Raw genomic sequence first — 25,975 nt, 5'->3', positions numbered from 1 at the left:
CTGTCTGATGCCCTCACCCCGGCCCTTTCCCACGGGGAGAGGGGGCTTACATTCCCTCTCCCTCCGGGAGAGGGTTAGGGTGAGGGGAGGGGGTTAGTTACGAATCAACGTGCCTTTCTCGCCCGCCAGGATCTCTGCTCCGTCGGCCAGCGCGCCGATCCCGGCAATGCCGTTGCAGGCTTCAACAAACTCGCGGCAGGCGGCCACTTTCGGCCCCATCGATCCGGCGTCAAACTGCATGCCTCTGAGCAGTTCCGGCGTCACCTGCGCCAGCGGACGCTGGGTCGGTGTGCCCCAGTCGAGGTAGACCGCGTCGGCATCGGTGAGGATCAGCAGGGCATCGGCCTCGATCTGGCGCGCCAGCAGGGCAGCGGAGAGGTCTTTGTCGATCACTGCCTCAATGCCGCGATAGCCGTTGGCGTTTTCCACCACCGGCACGCCGCCGCCGCCGTTGCAGATCACCAGGTGGTCGCGCTGGATCAGCGCCGTGATGGCGTCGCTCTCGACGATGCGCTTCGGCTGCGGAGAGGGCACTACGCGGCGGAAGGCGCTGCCGTCGGCCTTGAAGATCCAACCTTTCTCCGCGGCCAGCGCCTTCGCCTGCGCGTCGGTGTAGATCGGGCCGATGTACTTGGTTGGGCTGGTGAAGGCCGGATCGGCCGGGTCCACTTCAACCTGGGTAAGCAGGACGCTCACCTCACGCTGCGGCAGGCTGTTTTTCAGCGCCTGCTGGAGCATGTAGCCGATCATTCCCTGACTTTCGGCGCCGAGAACGTCCAGCGGATAGGGGGCGACTTTGTCGTAGGCGCTGTTTTGCAACGCCAGCAGCCCGACCTGCGGCCCGTTGCCGTGCACCAGCACCACGCGCCACTGCGCCGTGAGCCCGGCGATGATGCGGGCGGCCTGCTCGATGTTCTGGCGCTGGATATCCGCTTCCAGCGGCTCGCCGCGCCTGAGCAGCGCGTTGCCGCCCAGCGCCACAACCAGAGTGGGTTTTCGTTCCATGATGGCTCCTTTAAATTCCTTCGCGTTCCAGTGGGCAGCTCATGCAGCGCGCGCCGCCGCGCCCGCGTCCCAGCTCGTCGCCCGGGATCGGCAGCACGGTGATGCCCGCTTTGTCGTACTTCTCGTTGGTCCAGACGTTGCGCTCGTAGCCAATCACCACGCCGGGGCGGATGGTCAGCACGTTGTTGGCGTCGTTCCACTGCTCGCGCTCGGCTTCGAAGGCGTCGCCGCCGGTGGTGATCAGGCGGATGTGGTTAATGCCGAGGGCTTTCTCGATGGCGTGCAGCAGGTCGGTTTCCTGGGTGCGCAGCAGGCCGCCGCGTCCGTCCGGAGTGAGCGTCCAGCACTGGGCGTCCTTGCGCACTACTTCCGGGTAAACGGAGAACGTGTCCACGTCGATGTGGGTCATCACGGTGTCGAGGTGCATGCAGGAGCGGTGTTTTGGCAGTTCAACGGCAATCACGCGCTCGGCCTGGCGGTGTTTGAACAGGCTGTTGGCGAGGAACTCCACGCCCTGCGGCGTCGTGCGCTCGGACATGCCGATCAATACCGCCCCGCGACCAATCACTAATACGTCGCCGCCTTCCAGGGTGGCGTGGTCGTAATTAATATTTTCGTCGCCGAAATACTTAATAAAATCGCCGTCGGCAAATGCCGGATGCCAGCGATATATTGCCCGAAGGTTATTGGTTTCACGCTGACGGGCGGGTTTGGCCATCGGGTTAATGGAAACGCCGTTATAAATCCAGCAGGAGGTATCGCGGGTAAATAAATGGTTCGGCAGCGGCTTCATAATAAAGTCATTCGCCGTGTGGGTATCTACCACCATATTTTTGATGGCCGCCGGAATTTCGCCGTAGGTTAATCCGCCGCTTAATCTGCGCGCCAGTTCGCGGTGCGGCATATCCGCCAGCCAGCCGCGCACGTCGGCGGCAAAGGTTGGGCCAAGGCGATAGTCGGAGATTTGCGTTTCAAGAAGCCAGGCTTTCGCTTCAGCAATATCAAGGGTTTGCGTAAGAAGGTCGGTCAACAGCAGGACTTCCACACCCTGCTCGCGCAGCGTGTTTGCGAAAATGTCATGCTCTTCACCCGCCCGTTCAACCGAGAGCACGTCATCAAATAACAGCTCCTGACAGTTTGAGGGCGTTAACCGTTTCAGACTTAAGTTAGGGCGGTGCAGCATAACGCTACGCAATTGACCAATTTCAGAACCGACGTAATGCTTTTCCATAATTATTCCTTTAACTGTTTTTCAGAATAAAAAGGGCATGCGCCATGTGATGTGTTTAATTTCATGGCGGCTAAGCTCAATTGATTTCGTGGTTTATAGTAGGCGGTTAAATAATCATTATTGTGACGCGGTTCACGCGAAAATGGATATTAAGGTGTTTGTTTTTATTTGCATGATTCGCATCAGATAATGATTAATTTCATATTATTGGCACGTGAATAGCTAAGCAGCATTCTGTGGCAATATTTGTGATTGTTATTATTTTGTAGAATTAAATGTTTAGAAATAATTGGTTATGTCTTTGATTTTAAATACTAGAATTTAGCGTCTGGAATAGCTATGCAATAATGGCAGTTAACTATTTTTGACTTAAGGAAAATCCATAAATAATTATGAGTTTATAAAGGAAATTATCAAAGTGATAAAATGTGATACGGCAGCAGGTATTGTGATTTAAGCTTTCGATTCAGGAGGTTATGCTGTCGCTATCACGCGCATGAAATGAGGTTATGCATAACCACTGCATAAATGCCTGTGAGCAATTAACAATGGATTAACACATTTTCCGATAAACATGCGCTGATGCAAATCTTGTCTAAAAAGGGCTGGTATGGAAGATGCAATTCTCGTATAAAAGATTAAAATGAAACAATGTTTTAATTCGAGGGTTGCATCATGATTATTGGCAATATTCATCATCTTCAGTCCTGGCTGCCAGAAAAGCTGCGCCAGGCCATTGAGCACGTTAAGGCGCAGGTCACCGACGCGACGCCGACCGGCAAGCACGACATCAGTGGTAACAGCCTGTTTTATCTGGTCTCGGAAGACATGACCCAGCCGTTCGCCGAGCGTCGCGCTGAATACCATGCACGCTATCTGGATATTCAGATTGTGCTGAAGGGTCAGGAAGGGATGACCTTCAGCACCCTGCCGCACGGCACGCCGGATACCGACTGGCTGGCCGACAAAGACATCGCGTTCCTGCCCGAAGGCGAGCAGGAGAAAACCGTGGTGCTGAGCGAAGGGGATTTTGTGGTGTTCTGGCCGGGCGAAGTGCACAAGCCGCTGTGCGCGGTGGGGGCACCGGCGCAGGTGCGTAAGGTTGTGGTGAAGATGCTGGTAGAGTAATCCCTCACCCCGGCCCTCTCCCATGGGGAGAGGGTGTAAAAGTTCCCTCTCCCTGTGGGAGAGGGTTAGGGTGAGGGCATCAGGCCGCACCCTTCAATCTGTGATCCAGCTTAAATTTCCCGCACTCCCTCCTCATCTCCCATTTACCTGCGCTTTTTCTGCGTCATAGTATGATCGTCAAATTAATGAACGCTGTTCTATAATGTAGAACAAAATCATTCAGCAAGGAGATCGCATGCCGCAGTCCGCGTTGTTCACGGGAATCATTCCCCCTGTCTCCACCATTTTTACCGCCGATGGCCAGCTCGATAAGCAGGGCACCGCCGCGCTGATCGACGATCTGATCGCCGCAGGCGTTGATGGCCTGTTCTTCCTCGGCAGCGGCGGTGAGTTCTCCCAGCTCAGCGCCGAAGAGCGTAAAACCATTGCCCGCTTTGCTATCGATCATGTCGATCGTCGCGTGCCGGTCCTGATCGGCACCGGGGGCACCAACGCCCGGGAAACCATTGAACTGAGCCAGCACGCGCAGCAGGCGGGCGCGGACGGCATCGTGGTCATCAACCCCTACTACTGGAAAGTGTCGGAAGCGAACCTGATCCGCTATTTCGAACAGGTGGCCGACAGCGTCACGCTGCCGGTGATGCTCTATAACTTCCCGGCGCTGACCGGGCAGGATCTCACGCCAGCGCTGGTGAAAACCCTCGCCGACTCGCGCAGTAACATCGTAGGCATCAAAGACACCATCGACTCCGTCGCCCATCTGCGCAGCATGATCCACACCGTCAAAGGCGCTCATCCGCACTTCACCGTGCTGTGCGGCTACGACGACCATCTGTTTAATACTCTGCTGCTCGGCGGCGACGGGGCGATCTCGGCCAGCGGCAACTTTGCGCCGCAGGTGTCGGTAAATCTTCTGAAAGCCTGGCGCGATAAGGACGTGGCGAAAGCGGCTGAGTATCATCAGACCCTGCTGCAAATCCCGCAGCTGTATCAGCTGGATACGCCGTTCGTGAACGTTATTAAAGAGGCGATTGTGCTTTGCGGTCGCCCGATCTCCACGCACGTTCTGCCGCCAGCCTCGCCGCTGGACGAGCCGCGTAAGGCGCAGCTGAAAACCCTGCTGCAACAGCTCAAGCTCTGCTGAGCCGGACGATAACGATGACCATTGAGAAAATTTTCACCCCACAGGACGACGCGTTTTATGCGGTGATCACCCACGCGGCGGGGCCGCAGGGCGCGCTGCCGCTGACTCCACAGATGCTGATGGAATCCCCCAGCGGCAACCTGTTCGGCATGACGCAAAACGCCGGGATGGGCTGGGACGCCAACAGGCTGACCGGTAAAGAGGTGCTGATCATCGGCACCCAGGGCGGCATCCGCGCCGGGGACGGACGCCCGGTTGCGCTGGGCTACCACACCGGACACTGGGAAATCGGCATGCAGATGCAGGCGGCGGCGAAGGAGATCACCCGCAACGGCGGGATCCCGTTTGCGGCCTTCGTCAGCGATCCGTGCGACGGGCGCTCTCAGGGCACGCACGGTATGTTCGACTCCCTGCCGTACCGCAACGACGCGGCGATCGTGTTTCGTCGTCTGATCCGCTCCCTGCCGACGCGGCGGGCGGTGATTGGTGTGGCAACCTGCGATAAAGGGCTGCCTGCGACGATGATCGCGCTGGCCGCCATGCACGATCTGCCGACCATTCTGGTGCCGGGCGGCGCGACGCTGCCGCCGACCGTGGGTGAAGACGCGGGCAAGGTGCAGACCATCGGCGCGCGTTTTGCCAACCACGAACTTTCCTTGCAGGAGGCCGCCGAGCTGGGCTGTCGCGCCTGTGCCTCGCCGGGCGGCGGGTGTCAGTTCCTCGGCACGGCGGGCACCTCGCAGGTGGTGGCGGAAGCGCTGGGTCTGGCGCTGCCGCACTCCGCGCTGGCCCCGTCGGGGCAGGCGGTGTGGCTGGAGATCGCCCGACAGTCGGCGCGCGCGGTCAGCGAGCTGGATAACCGCGGCATCACCACGCGCGATATCCTCACCGATAAAGCCATCGAAAATGCGATGGTGATCCACGCGGCGTTCGGCGGTTCCACCAATTTACTGCTGCACATACCGGCCATCGCCCACGCGGCGGGATGCACCCTTCCTGACGTCGACCACTGGACGCGCGTCAACCGCAGGGTGCCGCGCCTGGTGAGCGTGCTGCCCAACGGTCCTGACTATCATCCGACCGTGCGCGCCTTCCTCGCGGGCGGCGTGCCGGAGGTGATGCTCCACCTGCGCGATCTCGGCCTGCTGCATCTGGACGCCATGACCGTCACCGGCCAGACGGTGGGCGAGAACCTCGACTGGTGGCAGGCATCCGAGCGCCGCAAGCGCTTCCGCCAGTGCCTGCGCGAGCAGGACGGCGTGGAGCCGGATGACGTGATCCTGCCGCCCGAAAAGGCCAAAGCGAAAGGGCTGACCTCAACGGTCTGCTTCCCGACGGGCAACATCGCGCCGGAAGGATCGGTGATCAAGGCCACGGCGATCGACCCGTCGGTGGTCGGTGACGATGGCGTTTACCGTCACACCGGCCGGGCGCGGGTGTTTGTCTCAGAAGCGCAGGCGATTAAGGCCATCAAGCGGGAAGAGATCCAGCAGGGCGATATCATGGTGGTGATCGGCGGCGGGCCGTCCGGCACCGGCATGGAAGAGACCTATCAGCTCACCTCCGCGCTGAAGCATATCTCGTGGGGCAAAACGGTGTCGCTGATTACCGATGCGCGCTTCTCGGGCGTGTCGACGGGCGCCTGCTTCGGCCACGTGTCGCCGGAGGCGCTGGCGGGCGGGCCGATCGGCAAGCTGCGCGATAACGACATCATTGAGATTGCGGTGGATCGTCTGACGCTGACGGGCAGCGTGAACTTTATCGGCACGGCGGACAACCCGCTGACGCCGGAAGAGGGGGCGCGCGAGCTGGCACGGCGGCGGACGCATCCGGACCTGCACGCCCACGACTTTTTGCCGGACGATACCCGGCTATGGGCAGCATTGCAGTCGGTGAGCGGCGGCACCTGGAAAGGCTGTATTTATGACACCGATAAAATCATTGAGGTAATTAACGCCGGTAAAAAAGCGCTCGGCATTTAATTATTTTTAGAAAAAAAACGTCTGCGGGAAATATTCCGCGGGCGGCTTTCGCGTTTCTGTTATTTATTAATATAAACAATGCGTTGATATATATCGTCGGCGTCACAAAAGCAAAATAACATAATTCAGAAATAAGATATGGCCATTGCTGGTTAATTGAGCAGCTCATTACACTCCATTAACACGACGTTGTTATTCAGCGCACGACATAAGGGTGTAATTCTGATGACGCAATTAACCATGAAAGACAAAATTGGCTACGGGCTGGGTGACACCGCCTGCGGCTTCGTCTGGCAGGCCACGATGTTCCTGCTGGCCTATTTCTATACCGACGTTTTCGGCCTGTCGGCGGGGATTATGGGGACGCTGTTTTTAGTCTCCCGCGTGCTCGACGCCGTGACTGACCCGCTGATGGGGCTGCTGGTTGACCGCACCCGCACGCGGCACGGCCAGTTCCGCCCGTTCCTGCTGTGGGGCGCCATTCCGTTCGGCATCGTCTGCGTGCTGACCTTCTACACGCCGGACTTCTCGGCGCAGGGGAAAATCATCTACGCCTGCGTGACCTACATTCTCCTGACCCTGGTCTACACCTTCGTTAACGTCCCGTACTGCGCCATGCCGGGGGTGATCACCGCCGATCCGAAAGAGCGCCACGCCCTTCAGTCCTGGCGTTTCTTCCTCGCCGCCGCGGGGTCGCTCGCCATCAGCGGTATCGCGCTGCCGCTGGTAAGCATCATCGGCAAAGGAGACGAGCAGGTGGGCTACTTCGGCGCCATGTGCGTGCTGGGGCTGAGCGGCGTGGTCCTGCTCTACGTCTGCTTCTTCACCACCAAAGAGCGCTACACCTTTGAGGTGCAGCCAGGCTCGTCGGTGGCGAAAGATCTTAAGCTGCTGCTGGGCAACGGCCAGTGGCGGATCATGTGCGCCTTCAAGATGATGGCGACCTGCTCTAACGTGGTGCGCGGCGGGGCGACGCTCTACTTCGTGAAATACGTGATGGATCACCCGGAGATGGCGACGCAGTTTTTGCTCTACGGCAGCCTCGCCACCATGTTCGGCTCGCTCTTCTCGTCCCGCCTGCTGGGCCGCTTCGACCGCGTCACCGCCTTTAAGTGGATAATTGTCGCTTACTCTCTGATTAGCCTGCTGATCTTCTTCACGCCGGCGGAGCATATTGCCCTGATTTTCGCCCTCAACATCCTGTTCCTGTTCGTCTTTAACACTACCACGCCGCTACAGTGGCTGATGGCCTCCGACGTGGTGGATTACGAGGAGAGCCGCAGCGGTCGCCGCCTCGACGGGCTGGTGTTCTCCACCTACCTGTTCAGCCTGAAGATTGGCCTGGCAATTGGCGGGGCGGTGGTGGGCTGGATCCTGGCCTGGGTGAACTACTCCGCCAGCAGCAGCGTGCAGCCGGTCGAGGTGCTCACCACCATCAAAATTCTGTTCTGCGTGGTGCCGGTGGTGCTCTACGCGGGCATGTTCATCATGCTGTCGTTCTACAAGCTCACCGACGCCCGCGTGGAGGCCATCAGCCAGCAGCTGATCAAGCACCGCGCGGCCCAGGGCGAGGCCGTTCCCGACGCCGCGACAGCCGCATCCCATTAACCGGAGGCAATATGGAAATCACTAACCCAATCCTGACCGGCTTCAACCCGGACCCGTCCCTGTGCCGCCAGGGTGAGGACTACTACATCGCCACTTCCACCTTCGAGTGGTTCCCGGGCGTACGCATCTACCACTCCCGCGACCTGAAAAACTGGTCGCTGGTCAGCACCCCGCTGGACCGCGTGTCGATGCTGGACATGAAGGGCAACCCGGACTCCGGCGGCATCTGGGCGCCGTGCCTGAGCTATGCCGACGGCAAATTCTGGCTGCTCTATACCGACGTGAAGATTGTTGATTCGCCGTGGAAAAACGGCCGCAATTTCCTCGTCACCGCGCCGTCCATTGAGGGACCGTGGAGCGAGCCGATCCCGATGGGCAACGGCGGGTTTGACCCGTCCCTGTTCCACGACGACGATGGCCGCAAATATTACCTCTACCGCCCGTGGGGGCCGCGCCATCACAGCAACCCGCATAACACCATCGTGATGCAGGAATTTGATCCGCAGACCGGCACCCTTTCGCCCGAGCGCAAAACCCTGTTTACCGGCACGCCGCTCTGCTACACCGAAGGGGCGCACCTGTATCGCCACGCGGGATGGTACTACCTGATGGTTGCCGAAGGCGGCACCGGCTACGAGCACGCCGTTGTGGTGCTGCGTGCAAAAACCATCGACGGGCCGTACGAGCTTCACCCGGACGTGACGATGATGACCAGCTGGCACCTGCCGGAGAACCCGCTGCAAAAGAGCGGCCACGGCTCGCTGCTGCAAACCCACACCGGGGAGTGGTATATGGCTTACCTCACCAGCCGCCCGCTGCGCCTGCCCGGCGTGCCGCTGCTGGCCTCCGGCGGACGCGGCTACTGTCCGCTGGGGCGCGAGACCGGCATCGCCCGCATTGAATGGCGCGACGGCTGGCCGTACGTGGAGGGCGGCAAGCACGCGCAGCTAACCGTGCCTGGCCCGCAAATGGTGGAGCAACCTGCGGCCGCTCAGAACAGCTGGCGGGATGATTTCGACGCCAGTTCGCTTTCCCCTGAATTGCAGACCCTGCGTATTCCGTTCGACGACACCCTCGGCTCGCTCACCGCGCGCCCCGGCTATTTACGGTTGTACGGCAACGACTCGCTCAACTCAACCTTCACCCAGTCGACCGTGGCGCGCCGCTGGCAGCACTTTACCTTCCGGGCGGAGACGCGGATGCAGTTCTCGCCGGTCCACTTCCAGCAGAGCGCGGGGCTGACCTGCTACTACAACAGCAAAAACTGGAGCTACTGCTTTGTGGACTACGAGGAGGGGCAGGGCAGAACGATCAAGGTTATCCAGCTTGACCACAACGTGCCGTCGTGGCCGCTGCACGAGCAGCCGATTCCGGTCCCGGAACAGGCGGAGAGCATCTGGCTGCGGGTAGACGTGGATACGCTGGTCTACCGCTACAGCTACTCGTTCGACGGCGAGACGTGGCACACCGTGCCGGTAACCTATGAGGCGTGGAAACTGTCGGACGACTACATCGGCGGGCGCGGCTTCTTCACCGGCGCGTTTGTGGGGCTGCACTGCGAGGACATCAGCGGCGACGGCTGCCACGCGGACTTCGACTACTTTACCTACGAGCCGCTATAGCGGCTCAGGCCGGGTAGCCCAGCGCGCGTGAGAGCTGGAGCCCGGCCTGCTGAAGCTGCTCGCGGAAATTAGCCAGCTCGGCATCGTCCACGCGCGAGGTCAGCGTCGACAGGCTCAGGGCGGCAATCACGCGGGATTCGTGGTTCCATACCGGCACCGCCACGCAGCGCACGCCCTGCTCGTTCTCTTCGCTGTCCAGGGCGTAGCCCTGCTCGCGGGTTTTTTTCAGCGCATCCAGCAACGCTTCGCGGGTGGCAAGAGTGGAAGGGGTAAAGGTAGTGTACTGATAGCCCTCCAGCAGGGCTTTTAGCTCGGCTTCGCCCAGCCAGGCAATCAACACCTTGCCGATGGCGGTGGCATGAACCGGCAGACGGCGGCCAATGCGTGAATAGGCGATGGCGGCCAGCTTGCCTTTAATCTTCTCGATATAGACCCCTTCACGCCCGTCCAGGATCCCCAGATGGGTGGTCTGCCCGGTTCGCCGGGACAGCTCCGTCAGCCAGCCTTTCGCCTTCTGCCGAATATCCATAGAGCCCACGACAAAATGCCCGCGCTCGACCAGCTTCATGCCGAGGCGATACTTACCGTTTTCCGGATTCTGATCGATATAGCCGTGAAGCTGGAGGGTTTTCAGCAGCGAGTGGAGGGTACTCTTGCTCAGCCCCATCAGTTTGCTGATGTCGGTGATCTTAAGCTCGGTGGCCTGCTCGTTGAACAGGTCGAGGATCTGCAACGCACGTTCAACAGACTGAATAATCGGCATAATGCTGGCATGTCCACGCTGGAATGAAGGCGAAAACGTACCTTTTTCGGGGTGAAAAATCAATGAAGCAGAGCCGGTGTTCTCCCTCTCCCTGTGGGAGAGGGCCGGGGTGAGGGCACCAGACCGCAGAGGACTCAATCACTCCCCAAGCGTCGCCACCATCACCGCCTTAATCGTATGCATCCGGTTTTCCGCCTGGTCGAACACGATGCTCGCCGCCGACTCAAACACCTCGTCCGTCACCTCCATCCCGCCGTACAGATCGAACTCCTTCGCCATCTGCTTGCCGAGCGTGGTCTGGTCGTCATGGAACGCGGGCAGACAGTGCAGGAACTTCACGTCCGGGTTGCCGGTCAGCGCCATCATCTGCGCGTTCACCTGATACCCGCGCAGCAGCGCAATCCGCTCCGCCCACTTCTCTTTAGCTTCGCCCATCGACACCCACACGTCGGTATAGATAAAGTCCGCGCCCTTCACGCCCGCCGCCACGTCTTCCGTCAGGGTGATTTTGCCGCCGTGCTTCTCCGCCAGCGCGCTGCACTCCGCCACCAGGCTCTCTTCCGGCCAGCAGGCTTTTGGAGCTACTAGTCGCAGATCCAGCCCCGTCAGCGCCGCCGCTTCCAGCATCGAGTTGCCCATGTTGTTGCGCGCGTCGCCCGCATAAACCAGCGTCATCTCGTTAAACGCCTTGCCCGGCAGGTGCTCCTGCATGGTCAGCAGGTCCGCCAGCAGCTGCGTCGGGTGGAACTCGTTGGTCAGCCCGTTCCACACCGGCACGCCCGCATACTGCGCCAGCGTTTCGACCACGTCCTGGCCGTGACCGCGATACTGAATGCCGTCGTACATCCGCCCGAGCACGCGCGCGGTGTCCTTAATTGACTCTTTATGCCCAATCTGGCTGCCGCTCGGCCCTAAATAGGTCACGCGCGCGCCCTGGTCAAATGCGGCAACTTCGAAAGAGCAACGGGTACGGGTCGAGTCTTTTTCGAAGATGAGCGCGATGTTTTTACCAGTAAGCTTTTGTACTTCCTTGCCCTTTTTTTTATCGGCTTTGAGCTGTGCGGCAAGAGTCAGCAGAGAAGTGAACTGTGCAGGGGTAAAGTCGAGCAATTTCAGAAAGTGTTTCTTGTACAAATCGGACATTTTATCCTCGCATGGCGAACGCCACTTATTGAATTAAAATTCACTTTATATGTGTAATTATTCATTTGCAACCCCGTTTCACAATTCTTTCTTACAAAGGTGGAGGCAAACCCGTCCGTGTGTGAAAATAGAAGTATCTGCCGCACTTTAAAGAGGATTGAGCCATGGCAAACCCGGAACACCTGGAAGAGCAACGCGAAGAGACGCGTCTGATTATTGAAGAGCTGCTGGAAGACGGTAGCGATCCGGACGCGCTGTACACCATCGAGCACCATTTCTCTGCGGATGATTTCGACGCGCTGGAAAAAATGGCGGTGGAAGCCTTCAAGCTGGGTTACGAAGTGACCGAGCCGGAAGAGCTGGAAGTGGAAGAGGGCGACACCGTCATCTGCTGCGACATCCTGAGCGAAGGCGCGCTGAAGGCGGAGCTGATCGACGCGCAGGTAGAGCAGCTGATGAACCTGGCCGAGAAGTTTGAGGTGGAGTACGACGGCTGGGGAACCTACTTCGAAGATCCGAACGGTGAAGACGGCGAAGAAGGCGACGACGAAGATTACGTCGACGAAGACGACGACGGCGTGCGTCACTAAGCGTTTCAGGCGGTGGCCCGCGCCACCGCTTTTTCAAGGCAGAACCATGGATTACCCGCAGATACTCGCCCCCGTACTCAACTTTCTCCCGTGCCCGACCCCGCAAGCATGGATTGATAAAGCCCGCGACCCGGCAAACCTGCCGCTGCTGCTCACCGACCACATGGTGTGCGAGCTCAAGGCCGCCCAGACCGCGCTGCTGCTGGTGCGCAAATACGTCGCCGACGAAAGCGGTGCCGACGCGCTGCTCGACTGGCTCAAGCCCTACGAACAGTTCACCTTCCGCGACGGCCCGGAGCCGGACTTTATCGCCCTGCACAGGCAGATTGGCAAAAGCGTGATGCCCAAAACCGACGACCCGTGGGGCCAGGCGCTCATCGACAGCATGGTGCTGCTGATCAAAGAGGAGCTGCACCACTTCTGGCAGGTACGCGAGGCGATGCTGGTCCGCGACATTCCGTACGTCAAAATCACCGCCAGCCGCTACGCCAAAGGGATGCTGAAGGAAGTGCGCACCCACGAACCGCTGACGCTGATCGACAAGCTCATCTGCGGCGCCTACATCGAAGCCCGCTCCTGCGAACGCTTCGCCGCGCTGGCCCCGTTCCTCGAGGACGACCTGCAAAAGTTTTATCTCTCGCTGCTGCGCTCGGAAGCGCGCCACTATCAGGACTATCTGACGCTGGCCCAGCAGGTGAGCGACGACGATATCTCACCGCGCATACAGCATTTTGGCGAAATTGAAGCCACACTTATCTCGACACCGGACAACGAGTTTCGCTTCCACAGCGGCGTGCCGGTGTAAACCGGCATAACGCAAGGATAAGGATGCGAGATGAATAAAACGTGGACCCGTAGCGTAATTGTTGTGGTGGTAGCCGCCGCCGTGGCGTTCTGGGTGTTTTTCGACAGGCAGCGCGCGCCGGAACAGCAGATGGATGCTGCCCTCAACGCGATGCCCGCCTGGCAGGTGATTAAGGAGCAGGAACCTGCGCTGCATCAGCGCATCCTCGACCAGATGGCCGCCCTGCAAAAAGCGGGCGAGCCGGAGCAGCAGATTATCGACACCATCCAGCCGCAGATCCTGCATTTGCAGATGTCGCGTCTGCAAAACGCCCCTGACGCCAACGTGGTGAACTACATGACCATCAACATGGAACAGACCGCCGCCATCCAGAAGGTGAGCGACGACGCATGCTTCCGCTTCCTCTATCCGGCGGTGAAGGGCGGCGTGAATCCGATGCGCATGCTGGATAAAGACCTGATGGCGCGGCGCATGCAGGCCGACGCTGACATGATGCGCGCGGCCTACGGCAAAAACCGCCACACCGTGACACCGGCCGAACGCGAGGCGGCCGTCGAAGATGTGCGGCCGATTATGAAGGCGCTTGCCGATAAGTACGGCGAGGACATCCAGCTGCTGCAAATGCCGGAGAAGGCGGCGGGCAAGGAGAAGCTCTCCTGCGACATGGTGCAGGACATGTGGGCGAAGGTGCTGGCGCTGCCGGAGCAGAAGGCGGCAGGCGTGATTCGGCTAGCGGTGTCTGAGCTGGAATGACGAAGGGCGCTGGTTTTTTGGGCACTTAGCGCGGGTTTAGCGCGTCGCCGCTTGCATGGCGGCGCGCGACAGGTATAATCCACAACGTTTCCGCATCCCCTTCAGTGCCGAAGTGGCGAAATCGGTAGACGCAGTTGATTCAAAATCAACCGTAGAAATACGTGCCGGTTCGAGTCCGGCCTTCGGCACCAAAAAATTTTTTCAGAATGAATTTCTCAGCATTTGCAAACTAAATCAAATAGTTATGCAAGGTATGAGTTTTACTTCGTCTGTATTCTTCTTAACAAATCTCCGAAAATACTAACTTATCATTAAATCTCTGGTGGTTATCCATGAGGTTTAAGCTGAGATGTATCTCAATTAAAAAAATAATCGAGTAAGGAATGAGGATTCAGTCAAAATTTTTATCATGTGTCGCATTTTTAGCTAATTTTGCTAGGATATAAAACTCGTCTAAAAATCGTATCGAGTGTTTCATGAACAAAGTGATTGTAGAACAGATTAAGCAGGCTCTAGCCTCTGCTCCACGTAACGGGTTTATGGCTGAACTTCACCTACAGTCAATCAAGTATGCTGACGAGTTAGCTAACATAACCGCAAGAGAATTCTGTGAAGAAGTAGGTCTTAAACCTAGCTATGGGACTGAGTTTAGTAAGATGAGAAATCTTACAACTCGACTCAAAGCTGCTGGTCTAGTTACGGAGAAAATCTAATCACCATGCTCATTGATAACGTAACGACCAAAGTTTCAGATACACTTACCGATGCGATTCAACAGAACGATAAGCTTTCCGTAATGACGGGGCTTTTTTCTATCTTTGCTTTTGATCATCTCAAAGACTCTTTAAACAAGTTAGATTCGGCACGCTTGCTATTCTCGCAAGCAAAAGGATTTGATGCTCTTGATAGCTCTTCACCTTTTGGCTCACTCAGTGGATCTGAGCTAGAAAATAAGTTTCGTAATCAGCTAAACCAAAAAGCAATAGCAAAAGAGTTTTCGCGTTGGTTAGAGGAAAAAGCTTCTGTACGTTTGGTTAAACAAGCCGGGGTTGTTCATCAACACATAACGCACGTTTCCTCAACTTCAAACTCATTGGCGATTAGCGGTGCTCAATTCAATGGACAAGGTATTGGTCTCACTGAAACTAATAGTTTCGATATAATCAGCCTTGCTAGTTCCGAACAAGCACAAGAATTGCTTGGTTTCTTCAATCGGGTGTGGAGTAGTAAAGGGCAAGTTAATGAAGCTAAAGAACAATTAAAGGCCGAACTATCTAAACTGACAGCAGATAACACACCGCAGTTTATCTACTTCCTTACCCTATATAACATTTTTAAAGACTTTGTTGGCGATCTCCAGAAAGATAGCATTTTAAAAACCAAAACTGGTTTTAAAGATACGACGGTCTGGAATAAGCTTTATAAGTTTCAAAGAGATGGTGTGTTGGGAGCAATAGATAAACTTGAACATTTTAACGGATGCATCATCGCTGATAGTGTCGGTCTGGGTAAGACGTTTGAAGCACTTGCCGTCATCAAATACTACGAATTACGCAATGATAAGGTTTTGGTGCTATGTCCTAAGAAGCTGCGTGATAACTGGCTCATCTACACTCAGAACGATAAGCGAAATTTGTTAGCAAATGATCGTTTCAACTACGATGTGTTAAATCATACTGATATGAGCCGCAATAATGGCTTTTCAGGAGAGATAAACTTAGAAACTATCAATTGGGGAAATTATGATCTAGTTGTGATTGATGAATCTCACAACTTCCGAAACAACAATCCTAAAAAAGATGGTCGAAATCGTTATCAACGACTTCTTGAAGATATTATCCAAGCAGGTGTAAAAACTAAGGTTTTAATGCTTTCTGCTACGCCTGTGAATAACCGCTTGAATGATATAAAGAACCAAGTGGCTTTCATCACAGAAGCCAATGACCAGGCATTAATCGACCATGGTATAAGCAGCATCGAGAGCACGTTAAGACAAGCACAATCACGCTTTTCAAGTTGGGCTGAACAAGAACCTGATGTTCGAACATCGAAAGACCTTTTGGACTCGATGAATTTCGACTATTTCAAATTACTGGATATTTATACAATAGCTCGTTCTCGTAAACATATAGACAAATATTATGGAACTGAGGATATTGGTAAATTCCCTACAAGGCTTTTACCAATCAACTTGAAGCCTTCTATAGACCTTAAAGACCAATTCCCACCGTTGGGAGAAATGAATAATACAATCCGTAGACTTTCATTAGCGTTTTACTCGCCTATGAAATATGTACGAATGGATAAGAAAGCGGAATATGCAAGACGTTATGACCAAGAGGTAAAGGGTGGTAAAAGCGTGTTCAAACAAGTTGACCGTGAAGAAAGTTTGATCCACCTTATCCGTATCAATCTCTTAAAACGAATGGAAAGTTCAATTCATTCGTTCACGCTCACGGCAGAAAAAGTATTAGATCAAGTTGAAGCTTTACTGTCAAAAATCCATAACTTTAACGTCAATATTCAGCCGACACTTACTAACGAACTGACAGAAGATTTTGTTGCACCGCCAATTGAAGAAATTGATGACCTTGAGTTTGACTCACCAGAACTTGCGCCTTATATAATAGGCAACAAAACTAAGGTAAGGATTCAAGATCTTGATTTGGTGCGGTTAGCACAAGATTTAGAAGCAGATAGAGTATTTTTGCAAGAGATTGTTCGTGTCTCGAAGAACATTGACTCTAAACGTGATGCAAAACTCGGTATGCTAAAACAGGCGTATCTTGAAAAATGCCAGAAACCGTTCAATGGCAATAACAAGAAAGTCATTATCTTTACCGCATTTGCTGATACCGCAGAGTATCTCTATGAAAATATTTCCAGTTGGGCTTATCAAAACCTGGGACTTCATACTGCGATAATCACAGGACAACGCACAGATACAACCTTACGTTGCAATGATGGTAAGAAGTTCAAAACTGATCTGAATAGTTTGCTGACGCATTTCTCTCCTATATCGAAAGAACGTGAGAAGGTTTATCCAGAGTTTAAAGAAGAAATAGACATTTTGATTGCTACTGACTGTATTTCAGAAGGTCAAAATTTACAGGACTGTGACTATCTCATTAATTACGATATTCACTGGAACCCAGTTCGTATTATACAACGTTTTGGACGTATAGATCGTTTAGGCTCAATTAACGACACAATTCAACTTGTGAACTTCTGGCCAAATATGGAGTTGGACGAGTATATCAACCTGGAGGCTAGGGTTAGTGGGCGTATGGTACTGCTCGATATTTCTGCAACGGGAGAAGAAAATGTTATCGAGCAAGATCCTAAGCTCAACACGGAAATGAATGACTTAGAGTACCGTAGAAAGCAACTTGAACAACTCCAAAATGCTGTAGTTGATTTAGAAGAAATCTCAGGTGGTGTGTCCATAACCGACTTAACGCTGAACGATTTTAGAATGGATCTCTCAAGTTTCCTCAGTGATAAATCAAATGGAAACAGAGATACCCTAGAGCAAGCTTCATTAGGATTGTTTGCACCTGTCATTATCAGCAAAGAATCGTTTGAATCAGAGTCTAGCCAATTTGCAGGTCTAGAAGATGAAATTCAATCAGGAGTCATCTTCTGTCTCAAAGACATTAAAGGAAAAGTGCAGGTGGAAGAAAGCTATTCACTCGCCCCTTACTATCTCGTTTATGTTTCGAATGAAGAAGAAATATTGCTTTCATTTACTCAATCAAAAAAGATTCTGGATCTCTGCAAGAAAATAGGTTCAGAGTTCAAATCTATTGAAGATTCTGCATACTCTTATCAAGAATTTGAGAAGAGAACTCACAACGGAAGGAAAATGGAGCATTACCAGAATCTACTCAGTAAAGCGGTTGAAAATATTGCAGGTAAAAGTGAAGAAATCGGTGCGGCAAGCTTATTTAGCCGAGGAGGTACTGTTTTATCTGCGTCAAGCTCTCAAGATGTGAATGATTTTGAAGTAGCGAGCTATATGGTCATTCTGTAGGAGCAATGCAATGAGCAAGATCATAGATTTTAACAGCGGAAATTTGTTCGACAAGGTATATGAGCATCTGGCTTTACCTGAATCGACATTGCTTGGCACTAGAATCACTAAGAAGATGATTTTAGATAACAATGATCTCTCAAGTAGTGAGAAGAAGCTGGTAAATGATGTTATTCATTCCGTTGAATGGCTGAATACTCTTAAGCCTGAAACATTGAACATACCGACTTATGTTTCCGAAACGGTAGAGTATATCGAAGTGGCTGTTCTTAAAGTCATTCTCAAAGCTGACACAACAAACCGTGGAAAGTTAAAGAGCACAGCAAAGCTCTTCCATACACTGATCCCCTACCCGGTTATCTTGCTGTTTGAGCTAAATGGAGAATTGGCGATCAGCCTGGCAGATAAGCGAATTAATCAGGCAGATTGTTCAAAGTTGGTCATTGAGTTTTATTACAACACCCAGTGGTTCAAAAGTGGATTCTTGAAGGTCAATGAGAAAGAATTCTTGAATGATTTTTCGCTGAAGAATGTATCAAGCATCAACTACTATGAACTGTATCAAGACTTTATCGCTAAGCTCATTGCTCTTCAAACGAGTTATATTTCATGTACTTATTATAAACATATCTATACGGAAAGAGAACGCTATTCATCACAAGCAAAAAAAGTCAATGCATTTGTTGAACCTTTATTCACAACGATGAATAACGAAGAAAAGACTAGACTTCTTAAAGAGTTAGCATCACTTGAAGGTGAATTGAGCAATATTAGAAACAAGTTAAAGAAAGAGCTGCAAATGAGTGAGAAAATGCGTCTCAATGTAAAAGCAAGCAAAGTAAAACAAGCAATTTCAGCAATCACTTCTCAGTTCGTATAAAAAGAGCTGAAAAGTAGATTTTAAGAAATTTTGCTTAAGACGATAGAGCAGATTTGCATCAACACTGATTGTTAATAGGTAATCAACGTAATGAGCCAAATGGAAAAAATTATGGGCACCAGCCCAGAAGCAAAAAGCCTGGACATAACTTCTTACAACATTGAGCAACTTAAGCAGCTTTTCCCTGATGTTTTTTCAGAAGGTAAGATTGACTTCGATGCACTCAAAGCAGTGCTAGGTGAAGAGATTGACGATTCGGAAGAGCGTTACAATTTCACTTGGAATGGCAAAAAAAAAGCTCGACAAATAGCTCAAACTCCATCAATAGGCACACTACGCCCTTGTAAAGAGGAGAGCATTAATTGGGATACGACTGAAAATATATTTATTGAGGGTGATAACCTTGAAGTATTAAAACTACTTCAAAAGTCTTACCATAAAAAGATAAAAATGATATACATTGATCCACCTTATAATACTGGTAAAGACTTTGTTTATAAAGACAAGTTTCATGATAATATAAATAATTATCTTCAACAAACTGGTCAGTTAGATAGTAATGGTAATAAATTTAGTACAAATTCTGATACGTCGGGACGTTACCATTCAGCTTGGTTGAATATGATATATCCAAGATTGAAATTAGCAAGAAACTTACTGAGTAGTGAGGGCCTTATCTTTATCTCGATAGATGATAATGAGATTGATAATCTCAAGAAAATATGCACTGAGATCTTTGGGGAAGATAATTTTGTTGCACAATTTGTATTGCAAAGTGACGGTCATACCGACAATCAGTTTGAAGTAAAAGTAAATCATGAATATATTTTAGTTTTCGCAAAAGATATTGATCTTGTACAAATCGGTCATGTCGTTGATCCGAATACGAGAGAAGATAGCAATTTATGGAAAGGATTTGCTGAAAACTCTATTACGAAAAATGGTCATGCTAACCCGCCTTCAGTAATTAATTTACCTGTTGGGTTTCCTTGTAAAGCGGATGCAGTAAAAATTCCTAAAAGTGATGTGAGTGAAAACTATTTTCATGAAATTGAAAGCATTGGTTTTATTACAAGAGATATAACACGGAAATATGGTGTTTCTTATCCTGTTTTATTGGATGATTTACATGTATCCAATGGAGTACTTAGTAGTCAATGCCGTGTCTTTTCTGGTTGGGCTAATGCAAATAAGCTTAGGGAATATATTTTGGGGGGATGTATTCCGATTCAAGAAGAAAATGGAATTTTAGAATTTTATTTATCCGAAAATGGTGTTATTTACTATCGGAGAACAAGGTCAAAAGCACGGAATATATTATCCGTACTTCAGGGTTTTAGTACTACTGAAAAAAATCGTGCTGATTTAGAAAGGCAGGGAGTACTATTTAAGTTTCCGAAACCTGTTGACTTAATCAAGTATTTGATAAAAATTGGAATAGAAGAAAATGGCATTGTGCTTGACTTTTTCGCTGGTTCAGGGACGATCTGTCAAGCCGTCGCTGAGATTAACATTGAGGATGATAAAAATATAAACTATATAATGGTGCAACTTCCAGAGGTTTTAAATCAAAATATTTCCTCTCAAAAATATGAATATGACCATCTAATTAAACTAGGGCTCCGTCCTGTTGTTTCTGAAATTACCAAGTTACGAATTAAAACTTTTAATAAAGAAATTGGGTGCAGAATGTTTAAACTTGATGAGACTAATATTCGCCCTTGGGAAGCAGACTTTGATAGCTTAGAAAAAGTACTTCAACAATCTACCACGTCAATTAAACATGGTCGTTCTAGTGAAGATATTTTATACGAAATTCTCCTAAAATATGGCTATGAATTAACTACGTCAGTAGAAACACAAACGGTAAATAGTAAAACTGTTTTTGTAGTTGGTGCTGGTGCTTTAATTGTTTGCTTGGATGATGAAATTACGACTGAAACAGTTGAAGGTATCGTCAAGCTAAAAGCTGAATTAGATCCTGAAACAACACAAGTAGTCTTTAAAGATGAAAGTTTTGCTGATGACCGAGTTAAGACAAACGCAATTCAGATCTTGAAACAAGCTAATATCAATGATGTCAAAAGTATTTAAGGGGGAGATATGTCTGAGATGAAGATAAAATTTAACCCTGATTTAGCTCATCAGAGAGATGCCATTAATTCTGTAGTTGGGGTTTTTGAAGGACAAGAAATATTCCAATCGAATTTTTCTGTTTCCTCTAATGCACTTGCGAGCGAACAATTAGGATTATTTTCCAAAAATAATGATATTGGTGTAGCAAATGCTCTTACCCTTCTACCTGAAGAGCTTTATGAAAATACACGAAACGTTCAGCTTATTAATGGATTGCCTCAAACTGAAACGTCAAAACAAGCTCTTCCAAGCCTCGATTTTACTATCGAAATGGAAACGGGGACAGGTAAAACCTACGTCTATCTTCGTAGTGTATTCGAGCTGAATCAGAAATATGGGCTAACCAAGTTCATCATTGTTGTTCCGTCAGTTGCGATTAAAGAGGGGGTCTATAAATCCCTGCAAATTACAGAAGAGCATTTTAGAAAAGAATTTAAGAACGTTCAGTATGACTACTTTGTATACGACTCTTCAAAGCGTGAGCAAGTAAGAAACTTCGCAACGAATGATTATATTCAGATTATGGTCATCAACATTGACGCTTTCAGTAAGTCTTTCACTGATCCAGAGAAAGAGACTACTGCAAACTTGATTCACCGAACCGATGATCGATTGAATGGTATGAAGCCGATTGAGTTCATTCAAGCGACTAATCCTGTTGTTTTGATTGATGAACCTCAATCTGTAACATCTACAGCTAATCGTAAAAATGCTATTGCCAGTTTAAATCCACTGTGCACATTTCGTTATTCGGCAACGTTGACAGAAAAATTTAACTTACTTTATAAACTTGACTCGATTGATGCTTATTCCCGTCAGCTTGTTAAACAGATTGAAGTTGCTTCACTCGAAGTTCAAGACAATCACAACCAGGCATATATCAAATTGATTAGTGTCGATAACAAGAAGACACCAATTACTGCAAAAGTTGAAATTGACGCTCAAACTAAAACTGGAAAATTGCAGCCACGTAAAACCATCACGGTTAGGAGTGGAACGGATTTGTTTGAAGCGTCTGGTGGTCGGGCTGTTTACGAAGGTTATGTGATTAATGACATCTACTGTGAAGAAGGAAGCGAGTACATTGACTTCACAAGCCGTAGCGACATTATCGGGTTAGGAGAGGCAATAGGTGAAGTAGATGAAGACACCTATAAGCGTTTACAACTCTCTAAAACCGTCGAAGAACATCTAGAGAAAGAGCTAAAATTTTTCAAGAAAATCACGACTGGTGTTGATCCTATGGATCATTCAAAGGTGTTGAGTCAAAAGGGAATTAAAGTTCTCAGTTTGTTTTTTATCGATAAAGTAGCGAACTACCGTGGCTATACTAAAGATGGTGTACCAATCCAAGGTAAATTCGCGCAATGGTTCGAAGAAGAATTCATTCAGCAATTAAGAAAACCAAAGTATGGTGTTTTATATCCAACAGTGTGGGATAAAGATAGCTCTGGTAGGCCTGTATTGAACGAGCAAGCTCTGAAGGAATTAGCAAGCTCAGTTCACAACGGCTATTTTGCTCAAGATAAAAAGAATGATGCCTCAGGAAACCCTCTTTTCGCTGAATCCAAGCTAACGGCAAATGGTGAAGGTGGTAAAACTGCGGCTGATGAATCCGCATATAACCTGATTATGAAAGATAAAGAAAGGTTACTTTCTATTGATGAGAAGTTACGCTTTATCTTTAGCCACTCAGCATTAAAGGAAGGCTGGGATAACCCTAATGTATTCCAGATATGTACGCTAAACGAAACCAACTCAGTCATAAAGAAACGGCAAGAAATCGGTCGAGGTTTGCGTTTGGCAGTGGATCAATCAGGTGAACGTGTTCCATATGGCTTTGAGGTGAATACTCTTACAGTAATGGCGAACGAGTCTTATGAGCAGTTTGTATCGGAACTTCAAAAAGAAATTGAAAGAGAAGAAGGTATTAAATTCGGGGTCATTGAGAAGCATCAATTCGCAAATATCCTTATTTCTAAGGAATTTGAAAAGAAAGAGTTCCTTGGAGCTAAAAAATCTGAAGAGATCTATCAGCATCTAACCGGCTATGGTTACATCGATAAGAACGGTAAGATCCAGGATTCCCTTAAGGCTGACCTTGCTAATAATACTGTAAGTCTTCCTGAAAGCGTAGAGAAATATTCAGATGCGATTTTAGCCGTTTTAACGAAAGTTTCTAAAGGCTTGAGTATTAAGAAACACGAAGAAAAAAAGACTGCGACTCTACGTGAAGATAATGGTAAGCTGGTCGTCCTTGGTGATGATTTCAAGGCTCTTTGGGATCGTATCAAGTATAAAACGACTTATAGAGTAGATTTTAGCATTGCTGAATTGGTTGAGAAATGTATCAACGAAATTCGTGCCTCAGTAGCCGTTGCAAGTACGAAATTTGAATACAAAAAAGTCAAAGTTGCAGTAACACAAGCGGAACTTGAAACATTTGATGAAAAGTCAAAGATTCAATACTATCGTAATAGAAACTTCCAATTGCCTGATATTGTGACTTATCTGGAGTCGAATACAAACCTAACTCGTAAAACTGTAGTTGAAATCTTGCTCGGTTTGGGCGATAAACTTGAAGCATTCAAAAACAACCCTCAACGATTCATCGAACTGGTCAGCGAAGTGATTCGAAAACAAATGCGACTTGCAATTGTCGATGGGATAACTTACCACCGTATCGGTGAAGATGATTATTATGCCCAAGAGTTGTTCCAGGAAGAAGAGCTGACGGGCTATCTCAAAAATATGGTTGAGGCGAGAAAGTCGGTTTACGACTATATTATTTGTGATTCAGACACAGAGAGTGACTTTTCTTCAAAACTTGAAGAGTCGAACGATGTTAAGCTTTATGCAAAGCTTCCCTCTTGGTTTAAAATTGATACCCCGCTAGGCAGTTATAACCCCGATTGGGCTGTTTTAATCGACAAAGACGATGGTATGGGTGATCAGCTGTACTTTGTAGTAGAGACGAAATCCAGTATCTTCTCTGATGATCTGAGAGCATCTGAGCAAGCAAAAATTAACTGTGGTATGGCTCACTTTGCAGCCTTGTCGAAAGATAATGAGGGTAATGCCCTTGAGAATCCAGCTAAATTCATCAAAGCAGATTCTTATGACACTTTCGCAACGCATTTAGAAAAGTAAAATAAATGGGTAGTTACATTGTAACTACCCATTTATATTAGATGCTATTTGCTTCTTTTTTTGGCATTAATCTGGTTCGTATGAATGGTAGCCTTATCGATTAATCTTTTTGGTGCGGTTTTAAAAGTAGCTGTTTACGGGCTGTCTTGGATAACCCATTAAATCAAGAGGTGAGCGATTTCCCCATCGCTCTTTCAATTAAACTCAGTAATTCCTTTTGTCGCTGCTTGTAGAATTCTTCAAAGTTATCTTGACGTAGCGCACTCACTGGCATGTGATGGCTACGGAGCAGGGCATCCATTGCATCATCATCCAGCTGAACCTGTGAATGTGACTGGAGCGCTGCCAGATATATTGATGGCGCTGAACCACCAATCATTCTGTTGGCCTTATAAGAAATTGGCGTTTTATTGATGATAGAATCGTACTGACGACGAGGAATGCCTTGTTTTTCGCACCAGTCTTTCGGGAATATATGGTGGATGTCCAGAGCGACTTCATCCGCTTCAAGATTACGAATCTGGGACTTCCAGAACAAATCATGAGCACCATCTCGCAGAACAAGCACATTAATACCCTTATACGCCGCACTCAAACGGGAAGTGAGGGATCCCAGACGGTCAATCTGGAAATTAGCATCATTGATTGTTCTGGGCAGGTCCCCACCAGCTTCAATCCATGAAAGCAGTTCCTCGACGTCGTTAGCAATACGGGTTTCAACGGCGCCACCATAAAGTTCACCTAACACACCACACCAGAACCAGCGAGCAAGTTTCTGATGGATCTGCGGTTCTCTCCAGCGTTCATCATCTTTGCTACAAATAATGGTCATTACTGCAGCCAGGGGGGCAATTTGTGTGCGGTACGGTAAATCACGCTGAGAGCTGAAGCATTCCTGACGCAAGAATTTTGCGGCACATTTAAACCCTTTCTCAACTGCTTCGGCCCAGTCTTGGTAAGCAGTTAAAGGCAGCTCAAGAACTGAAGCCCTTTTGGCGCTAACGGGAGATACCTGCTTTCCAGTCTTACCCACCGCAAGGTCGGCTTTACGTTTTTCCAGCGTATGGAGCATCGTTACAGCTTGAAGGAAGTCCGTATTTTCAACCCCTTTAAGGATTGGCTCTACTGAAAGACGCTGCTTGCGAGAATCTACTTTGCGGATATCACTGCCGTACCAGTCATCCCTAAGGTTATATCCGTCAGCAGCATAACTGGCCGTTACCAGCTCAAACACCGACAACGGTACACCGCCGGTATTCACTTTTTCAAAAACAAGGCAAACGGCTTCTTTTGACGTATCTTTTTTCAGGACAATTAGTGGGATTTGGTAATCATTATAGGCATCCAGAACCTTCGTCTTGAATTCGAAGAAGAGCTGCACTGCTTCGGAATTGTGGGTATAAAGATCTTGCAGCCAGGCCATCGCTTCGAGGATTTCGGAGCAAGGAAAATAGAGCTGCTGGCACTCACGTTTTCTGTCTGAGAGATCAAGTTCAATCTTGCGGCCAAAATCGCTGCGGATCTGGCGGCTACCATCCGTTGCGATAATTGCATCGTCCAGCCGGTCTGCACCTTCGAGCGCGGTAGGGATATGGATATAGTAATGACGATCTATCGGTTTACCTTTGTCGGTCGTCGTTTTTACCGGACCCGAGAGCTTAAGTACCTGGGTTAATGTCGTCAGACGCTGCTGACCGTCCAGTATTAATTTTTCCGGGGCAGGAAGACCAACGGGAGAGACATTTTCAACAGGGCGAACCTGAAAACGTACTTCGCCACCCGTTTCAAGAAGCATTACGGCACCGACAGGAAATGAACGACCGAGGCTTACCAACAGACTACGAACATGTTCATCATCCCATACCCATCCTCGCTGAAAGTCAGGGAGCTGGATTTTACCTTCAACGATATCCTTTAACAGATCCTTCAGCGGCAGTTTCGTACTATCAAATGTCGACATTTTATATCCTTGCTGTGCGGAGCATAATAAATTCTGCGAAAT

General features: G+C 50.0%; 19 protein-coding genes and 1 tRNA gene. 14 read left to right on the top strand and 6 right to left on the bottom strand.

Annotation, left to right across the window (positions count from 1 at the left end; genetic code table 11):
- Positions 1–93: 93 nt before the first annotated feature.
- Together arcC and arcA are read right to left on the bottom strand one after the other, a co-directional pair.
- Positions 94–1,005, bottom strand: coding sequence for a carbamate kinase (arcC, locus tag G6Q29_RS08795; RefSeq protein ID WP_165465300.1), 912 nt, complete (start codon positions 1,003–1,005; stop codon positions 94–96).
- Positions 1,006–1,015: 10 nt separating this feature from the next.
- Entirely contained in the window at positions 1,016–2,236 is a 1,221-nt protein-coding gene (arcA, locus tag G6Q29_RS08790) for an arginine deiminase (protein WP_165465299.1), read from the bottom strand.
- Positions 2,237–2,911: 675 nt separating this feature from the next.
- Here arcA and G6Q29_RS08785 point away from each other — a divergent pair.
- The 5 genes from G6Q29_RS08785 (at position 2,912) to G6Q29_RS08765 (ending at position 9,720) form a co-directional block, all read left to right on the top strand.
- Positions 2,912–3,364: a YhcH/YjgK/YiaL family protein gene (locus G6Q29_RS08785; RefSeq protein ID WP_165465298.1), complete on the top strand. Its 453-nt coding sequence runs from the start codon at positions 2,912–2,914 to the stop codon at positions 3,362–3,364.
- A gap of 235 nt (positions 3,365–3,599) precedes the next feature.
- Positions 3,600–4,508, top strand: coding sequence for a 2-keto-3-deoxygluconate aldolase (yagE, locus tag G6Q29_RS08780; protein WP_165465297.1), 909 nt, complete (start codon positions 3,600–3,602; stop codon positions 4,506–4,508).
- 14 nt (positions 4,509–4,522) lie between these two features.
- On the top strand, positions 4,523–6,490 hold the full coding sequence (gene yagF / locus G6Q29_RS08775; RefSeq protein WP_165465296.1) for a xylonate dehydratase YagF: 1,968 nt from the start codon (positions 4,523–4,525) through the stop codon (positions 6,488–6,490).
- A 225-nt stretch (positions 6,491–6,715) separates the two neighbouring features.
- Complete coding sequence (locus tag G6Q29_RS08770) at positions 6,716–8,098, top strand: MFS transporter (RefSeq protein WP_165465295.1); 1,383 nt, start codon at positions 6,716–6,718, stop codon at positions 8,096–8,098.
- Positions 8,099–8,109: 11 nt separating this feature from the next.
- Positions 8,110–9,720 (top strand): glycoside hydrolase family 43 protein, encoded by a 1,611-nt coding sequence (locus tag G6Q29_RS08765; RefSeq protein WP_165465294.1) that lies wholly within the window; start codon positions 8,110–8,112, stop codon positions 9,718–9,720.
- 4 nt (positions 9,721–9,724) lie between these two features.
- On the opposite strand, the gene xynR is transcribed toward G6Q29_RS08765, so the two are convergent.
- From xynR to argL, 3 genes are all read right to left on the bottom strand, one after another.
- Entirely contained in the window at positions 9,725–10,483 is a 759-nt protein-coding gene (gene xynR, locus G6Q29_RS08760) for a DNA-binding transcriptional repressor XynR (RefSeq protein WP_165465293.1), read from the bottom strand.
- A 138-nt stretch (positions 10,484–10,621) separates the two neighbouring features.
- On the bottom strand, positions 10,622–11,626 hold the full coding sequence (argF, locus tag G6Q29_RS08755; RefSeq protein ID WP_165465292.1) for an ornithine carbamoyltransferase: 1,005 nt from the start codon (positions 11,624–11,626) through the stop codon (positions 10,622–10,624).
- Positions 11,596–11,691 (bottom strand): putative translational regulatory protein ArgL, encoded by a 96-nt coding sequence (gene argL, locus G6Q29_RS21705; protein ID WP_242637208.1) that lies wholly within the window; start codon positions 11,689–11,691, stop codon positions 11,596–11,598. The genes argF and argL overlap by 31 nt, the downstream gene beginning before the upstream one ends.
- Before the next feature lie 99 nt (positions 11,692–11,790).
- On the opposite strand from argL, the gene rraB reads away from it, so the two are divergent.
- The 9 genes from rraB (at position 11,791) to G6Q29_RS08710 (ending at position 23,973) form a co-directional block, all read left to right on the top strand.
- Positions 11,791–12,216 (top strand): ribonuclease E inhibitor RraB, encoded by a 426-nt coding sequence (rraB, locus tag G6Q29_RS08750; protein ID WP_014882320.1) that lies wholly within the window; start codon positions 11,791–11,793, stop codon positions 12,214–12,216.
- 46 nt (positions 12,217–12,262) lie between these two features.
- Entirely contained in the window at positions 12,263–13,021 is a 759-nt protein-coding gene (miaE, locus tag G6Q29_RS08745; RefSeq protein ID WP_165465291.1) for a tRNA isopentenyl-2-thiomethyl-A-37 hydroxylase MiaE, read from the top strand.
- Between the two features lie 30 nt (positions 13,022–13,051).
- Entirely contained in the window at positions 13,052–13,774 is a 723-nt protein-coding gene (locus tag G6Q29_RS08740) for a topoisomerase II (protein ID WP_165465290.1), read from the top strand.
- Between the two features lie 106 nt (positions 13,775–13,880).
- Positions 13,881–13,965, top strand: a tRNA-Leu gene (locus G6Q29_RS08735).
- A 285-nt stretch (positions 13,966–14,250) separates the two neighbouring features.
- Positions 14,251–14,487 carry an HTH-like domain-containing protein gene (locus G6Q29_RS21700; RefSeq protein WP_148386786.1) on the top strand — a complete coding sequence of 79 codons (237 nt, stop codon included), beginning with the start codon at positions 14,251–14,253 and terminating at the stop codon, positions 14,485–14,487.
- A 5-nt stretch (positions 14,488–14,492) separates the two neighbouring features.
- The gene (locus G6Q29_RS08725; protein WP_165465289.1) at positions 14,493–17,807 is read left to right on the top strand and encodes a helicase-related protein; all 3,315 of its coding nucleotides are present in this window, start codon (positions 14,493–14,495) and stop codon (positions 17,805–17,807) included.
- Positions 17,808–17,817: 10 nt separating this feature from the next.
- Positions 17,818–18,687, top strand: a complete 870-nt coding sequence (locus G6Q29_RS08720) for a DUF4391 domain-containing protein (RefSeq protein ID WP_165465288.1) — start codon at positions 17,818–17,820, stop codon at positions 18,685–18,687.
- A gap of 99 nt (positions 18,688–18,786) precedes the next feature.
- On the top strand, positions 18,787–20,781 hold the full coding sequence (locus G6Q29_RS08715; RefSeq protein ID WP_165465287.1) for a site-specific DNA-methyltransferase: 1,995 nt from the start codon (positions 18,787–18,789) through the stop codon (positions 20,779–20,781).
- A gap of 9 nt (positions 20,782–20,790) precedes the next feature.
- Positions 20,791–23,973 carry a type III restriction-modification system endonuclease gene (locus G6Q29_RS08710; protein ID WP_165465286.1) on the top strand — a complete coding sequence of 1,061 codons (3,183 nt, stop codon included), beginning with the start codon at positions 20,791–20,793 and terminating at the stop codon, positions 23,971–23,973.
- Positions 23,974–24,136: 163 nt separating this feature from the next.
- On the opposite strand, the gene G6Q29_RS08705 is transcribed toward G6Q29_RS08710, so the two are convergent.
- Positions 24,137–25,933: a GmrSD restriction endonuclease domain-containing protein gene (locus G6Q29_RS08705; RefSeq protein ID WP_165465285.1), complete on the bottom strand. Its 1,797-nt coding sequence runs from the start codon at positions 25,931–25,933 to the stop codon at positions 24,137–24,139.
- Positions 25,934–25,975: the final 42 nt, after the last annotated feature.

Source organism: Enterobacter cloacae (assembly GCF_011078175.1).
Taxonomy (GTDB): Bacteria; Pseudomonadota; Gammaproteobacteria; order Enterobacterales; family Enterobacteriaceae; genus Enterobacter; species Enterobacter cloacae_Q.
Note: the sequence above shows the minus strand (reverse complement) of the source record. Positions and strands in the feature narration are given on the sequence as shown.

What these genes read in the sequence shown, in the direction of transcription:
- argL (WP_242637208.1), bottom strand. Translation starts at nt 11,691, where the DNA reads ATGAATAATTACACATATAAAGTGAATTTTAATTCAATAAGTGGCGTT.
- G6Q29_RS21700 (WP_148386786.1), top strand. Translation starts at nt 14,251, where the DNA reads ATGAACAAAGTGATTGTAGAACAGATTAAGCAGGCTCTAGCCTCTGCT.
- yagF (WP_165465296.1), top strand. Translation starts at nt 4,523, where the DNA reads ATGACCATTGAGAAAATTTTCACCCCACAGGACGACGCGTTTTATGCG.
- xynR (WP_165465293.1), bottom strand. Translation starts at nt 10,483, where the DNA reads ATGCCGATTATTCAGTCTGTTGAACGTGCGTTGCAGATCCTCGACCTG.
- G6Q29_RS08720 (WP_165465288.1), top strand. Translation starts at nt 17,818, where the DNA reads ATGAGCAAGATCATAGATTTTAACAGCGGAAATTTGTTCGACAAGGTA.
- G6Q29_RS08770 (WP_165465295.1), top strand. Translation starts at nt 6,716, where the DNA reads ATGACGCAATTAACCATGAAAGACAAAATTGGCTACGGGCTGGGTGAC.
- rraB (WP_014882320.1), top strand. Translation starts at nt 11,791, where the DNA reads ATGGCAAACCCGGAACACCTGGAAGAGCAACGCGAAGAGACGCGTCTG.
- G6Q29_RS08765 (WP_165465294.1), top strand. Translation starts at nt 8,110, where the DNA reads ATGGAAATCACTAACCCAATCCTGACCGGCTTCAACCCGGACCCGTCC.
- G6Q29_RS08785 (WP_165465298.1), top strand. Translation starts at nt 2,912, where the DNA reads ATGATTATTGGCAATATTCATCATCTTCAGTCCTGGCTGCCAGAAAAG.
- G6Q29_RS08725 (WP_165465289.1), top strand. Translation starts at nt 14,493, where the DNA reads ATGCTCATTGATAACGTAACGACCAAAGTTTCAGATACACTTACCGAT.
- miaE (WP_165465291.1), top strand. Translation starts at nt 12,263, where the DNA reads ATGGATTACCCGCAGATACTCGCCCCCGTACTCAACTTTCTCCCGTGC.
- yagE (WP_165465297.1), top strand. Translation starts at nt 3,600, where the DNA reads ATGCCGCAGTCCGCGTTGTTCACGGGAATCATTCCCCCTGTCTCCACC.
- argF (WP_165465292.1), bottom strand. Translation starts at nt 11,626, where the DNA reads ATGTCCGATTTGTACAAGAAACACTTTCTGAAATTGCTCGACTTTACC.
- G6Q29_RS08710 (WP_165465286.1), top strand. Translation starts at nt 20,791, where the DNA reads ATGTCTGAGATGAAGATAAAATTTAACCCTGATTTAGCTCATCAGAGA.
- G6Q29_RS08705 (WP_165465285.1), bottom strand. Translation starts at nt 25,933, where the DNA reads ATGTCGACATTTGATAGTACGAAACTGCCGCTGAAGGATCTGTTAAAG.
- G6Q29_RS08740 (WP_165465290.1), top strand. Translation starts at nt 13,052, where the DNA reads ATGAATAAAACGTGGACCCGTAGCGTAATTGTTGTGGTGGTAGCCGCC.
- G6Q29_RS08715 (WP_165465287.1), top strand. Translation starts at nt 18,787, where the DNA reads ATGGAAAAAATTATGGGCACCAGCCCAGAAGCAAAAAGCCTGGACATA.
- arcC (WP_165465300.1), bottom strand. Translation starts at nt 1,005, where the DNA reads ATGGAACGAAAACCCACTCTGGTTGTGGCGCTGGGCGGCAACGCGCTG.
- arcA (WP_165465299.1), bottom strand. Translation starts at nt 2,236, where the DNA reads ATGGAAAAGCATTACGTCGGTTCTGAAATTGGTCAATTGCGTAGCGTT.